This is a genomic window from Bacillus cereus (genome assembly GCF_002564555.1).
GTDB classification, from domain to species: Bacteria; Bacillota; Bacilli; order Bacillales; family Bacillaceae_G; genus Bacillus_A; species Bacillus_A cereus_K.
In genome coordinates this window covers 1-4,471 of sequence record NZ_NUVD01000016.1, presented here as the reverse complement: position 1 = coordinate 4,471, position 4,471 = coordinate 1, and the positions used below count along the sequence as shown (strand labels likewise).

Genomic DNA, 4,471 nt, shown 5'->3' with positions numbered 1-4,471 from the left:
AATCGAAGAGGATATTAAAGGAAGAAATAAATTAATAAAGGAAGACATCAAAGATCGGAAGGAACGTGAAGAAAGGATAGAAAAGAGGTTAGAGCAAAGGGATGATAATCTTATGAAGATGGTCAGAGAGATTCAAGATGCTAAACGTACGATTGTATCAGTCCAGGAAGAAATAGCGGCAGCAAAAAGGAAATCCTGGTGGAGGTTTTGGAAATGAGTACATTATTGTTGGGTGTACTCCTCGCATGACAATCGCCTTACGAGAGGCTGGATTTTTCGTGAACCACAAAAAAGTATATAGACTTATGCGAGAGCTTCACATTCAATCGATTTTCCCAAATGTAGTAGAAAGACAATTCCAAAACCGCAAACAAAATGAGGTACTTGTCACAGATATCACTTATTTGCCATTCAAAGATAAATTTCTCTATTTATCGGTCGTTCAAGACCTTTACAATAATGAAATCGTTGCTTGAAAACTCTCACATCGCAATGATTTACAACTTGTTCTAAAAACATTAGATTTAGCAACACAAAAAAGAGATGTGTATAGAGCCATCATCCACTCAGATCAAGGATTCCAACATACATCTCCTACTTATTATCGTATGCTTCAACAGCTAGGCGCCATCGGCAGCCATTCCCGCAAAGGAAACTGCCATGACAATGCTTGCATTGAATCATTCTTCTCTCATTTTAAATCTGAAATGTTTTATCTTAATGACTATCAAATAAAGGGAGAACTAATTCAAGCAATTGAAACATACATCTATCATTATAACTACAAATGATTCCAAAAACGACTCAATCAGCGAGCTCCAATCGAATATCGAATTTCGATGGCTGTATAGTCTTTTTTACAGTTGTCTATTTGACAGGGATAAGTCTACCCCTGTCACTACCCCTTATAGTTTGCTGGCATTAATACACTTTTTATTAATGCTTCCCATTTTGTCGAAATAACTTCTCCTGTAAAATCTTTAATAATTCTATAAGAATTCTCGCTATAAATACGTCTTTTTGTGTCATCTTTTAGCAAAGTAATTACTTTTTCAACAAACTGCTCTATATTATCTTGATCAACTTTTATTGAGTTATCACCATTTCTTAAATAATCTCCTAAATAATCAATATCAAAACAAATAACTGGGCATCCGCAAGATATCGCTTCTTGTGCAGCTAGACAAAAACCTTCATTACGACTGGTTAATAAAAAGCAGCTACTTTCATTTAAAATTTGTTTTGTCTGAAGAGTAAAGGGGTGTATAAAGATATTTTTCTCCATATTATTTCTCTTTATTATATCTAATAGTTTACTTTTTTCTTTACCTTCTCCATAAATATGTAAAGTTGCCGAAGGAACTTCTTGTACTACACAAGTAAAAATTTCAATCATTTTATCAATTTGTTTTTCAGGGGCCAATCTTGCAAATAGAACGCATTTGTTAGGATCCCGTTCTGTAAAAGGAACTTCTTGAATATCATCTGAAATGGCATGAGGTATTACTACTAATTTTTCATTTTTTTCAAATCTATTATCAATATCTTGTTTTTGTTTTTGTGTTAGCACTACAACCTTCTCAACTTGGTCAAAATCTTTCCAAATAGGGATGTAATTTGAATTTAAAGTTCCTGTTAATTTATCGTTTGGGTTATTATAAAAAGTACTATGAACTATAGGTATGATATGAACTTTTGAATTTCGTACCCTTTTTACAATATCGTAATAAAATCGGTTTTTATCTACAAATAAAATACTCTCATCATCATTCTCTATTTTTTTTCTAATCCACATTTCAATTAATTCTTCTTCAGTTACATTTTTGTAAAAATGTCCACATTCATCCATTAATAAAATTGTATTTTTATTAATATCTTTAATGAAAGCTATTGTGCCGTCTGTTCTATAATATTCTTCACGTACTATTTTTTGTGCCTCATCAAAATATTGTTTATTTGACAGCGTACCATATTCATCAAATTGTTCCCGCATATATTTTTTTCCATGAATAAAGTGATTAATATAATTAATTTTTTGGTTATCTTCTTCATGATATACGGTATATTTTATAATGTCTTTATCTTCATTTATTACTTTAACAACATGTTCTTTATTAGGTTCTTTTGAGTAGGCCCATATACCATCAGTAACATCCTTAAACGTTTTTCGTATTTCTGAATGCTGAAAGTATTCATATAGATTTTCAAAATTTATCTTATTTGAAAAATTATATTCCTTTGAATAAATACATCTGTATTGATCTAATATTCTTCTATATTTTATCGATAATAATTCTACGTCATAGTTTAGAAATTTATCAAAGAGTTGTGCTCTTTTTAACGAAGCTATCTCAATTCCTGTTAATTTTTCTCCATAATCCAAGTTTAAGAAATAAACCCCTATTTTCCCCATAAAAACCCCTCTTTATTTTCCGAATATCAAATATGCGTTATACAATTGAAACAGGACGCAAAATTTAATTACAACCGTTTAATATCTAGTTACAATTCACATTAATCTATTCAAGAACAAGGATTTTTTAAGTAGTTAATAAATCCTGAAAGAAAATGCTCTGCATCATCTATTCTTGTTCTGAAGCGATCATGCCTAGAATAAAATCCATATAATATTCTTTGAGGATTTTTGAAATACATCGCTACTTCTGGGAGAAAGACACCTGTAAGTTCATGTCGAGCACGCTTTGTTCTAATTTTTTCAAACTTTTCCACATCGTATTTTTCTAGTAATTCAGGATGTTCTATTTTACATTTTTCTATTAGTAAATGTGCAGAATTCATAAGTTCTAAAAGAGTTGGATAAGCCGTTTCTCTCTTATCGATAAATGTTAAATGCTCAAAAGCATTTTTTATTCCAAATTCGTAATAATCAATATCATTAATGTAATAAGTAATTTCATTTGTAGCATAGCTTAACCAATGGTCATGATATTTCCAATACTCTTTTTCAATTAAACAATTAAAAATGCGTTTTGCTATTTCTAAAATATGTTCTTCTTTTATTAAAGTATACAAGCGTAGTAATCCAAATACAGCTTCCCCGTCATAATAAACTGTACGAAACTCTTCTTTTATCTCAAGCGTCTCCGCATCTAAAACATGCACAGTATTCCCTTCATGATCTATCATTCTTTCCATAGCTGAAACAATTTGCAAACCATATTCTTGATATTCTCTCGAATCAGTAATCGTCATATATTTACTCAAAGTAAGTAAAGCCATACCTTGAGCCCCTAGTTTTATTTCTCCGCTATTTTGTTCAACAAAAAATAATTGGTCCTCTACCAATGTACTTAAATTATTTATTCCCCAATCAATAGACGTTTTTATTTTTTTTATCAAAGAAAAATCCTGTGTATATTCAACAACTTCTAATAAAGCATACAAACTAGAGAAATGTCGAATTGTATTGTAGCTTGTTAATGTATGATCATAGCAAGGGAAATAACCGTATACAAATTTACCTTCATCTAAAATTTGATTCGCTAAAAAGTTTCCGCCATCTTTCACAATATGAGTAAGCAGTTTCTTTTCATTTTTGCTATTAATAAAGCGGATTCCGTTATACAATTCTCGTTTTTGTAAGTCAATTAATGTACTGCTTTCTTCAATAAGAAATGACTTCGTTGTGAATACATGTAAAGGTTGTGAGTGGAGCCTTTCTGCTTTTAAGAAGAAAGGCTTTTTATACTTTTCGAAAATGTAATTATTAAGATTATTAAAATCAAATTGCAGCTCAACATTTCCTAATTGTGAAATTCGATAATTAGGGCCAGGTTTTAAAATAGCATTTGCATTTATCTCTTGCTCTAAAAACGCTACTTCAAACCGATCATCAAAAGCAATGCCGTATCTAAAATAATTATTTCTTTCCATAGAGTCAAATTGTTGCTTTAACTCTTCATAACTCATTGTATGTATTGAATCGACAACGTCAATCTTAATCCATGGTGAAACGTTGTAATATCTATCAATATGACGTTCTATCTTTGTCCAAATTCTATTAGGATTTTCATGGCGCGTTTGCCATACGAAAGCGCGCTTATTTGGAAATCCTACAGAAACAAAAGCGATTTTCTGAGAATGACCCTGAGGTAGAGATGTTAATACTCTTTTTTTTACCTTCTCAAGTAATTCAGATCGAGATATTTGTGTCATATTCTCACTCCATTTGTCAATTATATGTGTTGTATTATACATGAATTACTATTTTTCAAAAAGTTATTTTTTGAGAAACCATATTCCTTACTGCTCGTAACATTAAAAATCTTTAAAAATATAAATAAATAAATAAATATGTGAAAAATACGTTTTTTTTTTGTCAAAATATGATATTATTACCCTTAATATGGCGAATTATGCCATATTTTATAGTTTATATAATATTAAAAGTTCGTCATATTTGTCAATTTTAATATTACATAAAATTATTCAAAGGGGAAGAGAATAAATG

Annotated in this window: 5 protein-coding genes; 3 read left to right on the top strand and 2 right to left on the bottom strand. The window is 30.1% G+C overall.

All coding sequences use genetic code 11. The features are described from left to right. From COI75_RS08905 to COI75_RS27625, 3 genes are all read left to right on the top strand, one after another. Positions 1-217 (top strand): DUF3967 domain-containing protein (locus tag COI75_RS08905; protein WP_141535092.1); only part of this gene is annotated, 217 nt, incomplete at its 5' end. Between the two features lie 28 nt (positions 218-245). Further along, entirely contained in the window at positions 246-476 is a 231-nt protein-coding gene (locus COI75_RS26480) for an IS3 family transposase (protein WP_000150653.1), read from the top strand. Positions 477-608: 132 nt separating this feature from the next. After that, entirely contained in the window at positions 609-791 is a 183-nt protein-coding gene (locus tag COI75_RS27625; RefSeq protein WP_368665676.1) for an IS3 family transposase, read from the top strand. Positions 792-898: 107 nt separating this feature from the next. Here the strand turns inward: COI75_RS27625 and COI75_RS08895 are convergent, their stop codons facing one another. Continuing rightward, the gene (locus COI75_RS08895) at positions 899-2,413 is read right to left on the bottom strand and encodes a glycosyltransferase (RefSeq protein ID WP_000516090.1); all 1,515 of its coding nucleotides are present in this window, start codon (positions 2,411-2,413) and stop codon (positions 899-901) included. 110 nt (positions 2,414-2,523) lie between these two features. Next, a complete protein-coding gene (locus tag COI75_RS08890) occupies positions 2,524-4,176 on the bottom strand; it encodes a hypothetical protein (RefSeq protein ID WP_000192159.1) in 1,653 nt (550 codons plus the stop codon). Positions 4,177-4,471 lie beyond the last annotated feature (295 nt).

What these genes read in the sequence shown, in the direction of transcription:
- COI75_RS08895 (WP_000516090.1), bottom strand. Translation starts at nt 2,413, where the DNA reads ATGGGGAAAATAGGGGTTTATTTCTTAAACTTGGATTATGGAGAAAAA.
- COI75_RS26480 (WP_000150653.1), top strand. Translation starts at nt 246, where the DNA reads ATGACAATCGCCTTACGAGAGGCTGGATTTTTCGTGAACCACAAAAAA.
- COI75_RS08890 (WP_000192159.1), bottom strand. Translation starts at nt 4,176, where the DNA reads ATGACACAAATATCTCGATCTGAATTACTTGAGAAGGTAAAAAAAAGA.
- COI75_RS27625 (WP_368665676.1), top strand. Translation starts at nt 609, where the DNA reads ATGCTTCAACAGCTAGGCGCCATCGGCAGCCATTCCCGCAAAGGAAAC.